Origin of the sequence: Thermogutta sp., assembly GCF_014359955.1 — a bacterium.
Classification (GTDB): Bacteria; Planctomycetota; Planctomycetia; order Pirellulales; family Thermoguttaceae; genus Thermogutta.
This window is the reverse complement of the sequence record NZ_JACIYL010001057.1, coordinates 1-1,203: the sequence shown is the minus strand read 5'-3', so window position 1 is coordinate 1,203 and position 1,203 is coordinate 1. Positions and strand designations below refer to the sequence as shown.

The window sequence follows — 1,203 nt, the reverse complement described above, 5'->3', positions numbered from 1 at the left end:
GTCCTGGTCGGTACCAACCCCGAAGCGCCTTTCTCGCCGCTGGAAACAGCCGTCGGAGCAGCCTCATTTTCTCCATCCTGCGGACGTAATCCTTCCAGACAACTCCCGCTCACTAGGCCGATCAGTACGACCCCGGCCAGCGACGCGATGAAAGGCTCCCAACTCCGCCGATTAAACCCCGCCTGACCGCGCGGTTCGTCGAGCATGATCAGAAAGAGAAAGACCACCAGAATGGCCCCAATGTACACCACAATAAGGGCCATGGAGACGAATTCTGCCCCGTGATACAAAATCAGTCCCGCCGTGCCGAGCACAGTCATCCCAAACCACAGGGCACTGTAGAGCGGGCGGACCGAGGTGATCATGGCCACCGCCGACCCCAGCGTCACCAGTGTCATTCCCCAGAGCACGCTTCGGGCAAGAAAGCCCCCAAACGCGGGAATCAGGCTGGCCATCATCACCAGCCCCGAGGCCACCAGGATCCAACCCGGCACTCGACGCCGATCCGCCCCCCAGGGCAGGGCCCAAAACAGCCCCACCAGGGTCAACAACATCCCCGCTAAAAGAATGGTCGTACCCGAAACCATCGTGTTTCCACCTTTCCCGGCAACGTCTGCGTGAAAGAATTCGTCCCTCGCCGGTCAGTCAGGTTTCTCCGGAAGCCGAATCAGTCTCCTGCTCTTCCACCACGTCCCGCTCTCGCATCCAACGGGGAGGCTCCAGGTCTTTTGTCTGATCGTACACGCTGAGCAGCTTCTCTTTGTCGAAGATCATCTCTTCCCGGCTCTTGCCGGACAGATCGTACAAACTCGTCAGTTCGATCGCATCCACGGGACACGCCTCCTCGCACATCCCGCAGAATATGCACCGCAGCATATCGATGTTGAAAACGACGGGATACTTTTCACGATCCGGCCACGGACTGGGCGCGGCCACAATGTCGATACAATGCGCGGGACAGGCCGTGGCACAAAGAAAACAGGCGACGCATTTCACCCGGCCCTGCTCGTCCCGGTTGAGACGGTGTACTCCGCGGTAGATGATCGGATCAGGAAACTCGTGGCGCTCTTCCGGGAATTGCACCGTGATCTTCGGACTGACCAGGTGGCGGAATGTGGTCGTCAGTCCTTCAATAAACAGCGGCAAATAGGACCGCTCAGCCGGTGTCAGCGGCGGCTCGTCCACCCAGCGTATTTCGGAGCT

General features: G+C 59.4%; 2 protein-coding genes. Both read right to left on the bottom strand.

All coding sequences use genetic code 11. From position 1 onward, the window contains the following. Positions 1-587: NADH-quinone oxidoreductase subunit J (locus H5U08_RS19340; RefSeq protein ID WP_297036976.1), on the bottom strand; the 587-nt coding region annotated here is incomplete at its 3' end. Between the two features lie 58 nt (positions 588-645). Further along, positions 646-1,203 (bottom strand): NADH-quinone oxidoreductase subunit I (locus tag H5U08_RS19335; RefSeq protein ID WP_366494930.1); only part of this gene is annotated, 558 nt, incomplete at its 5' end.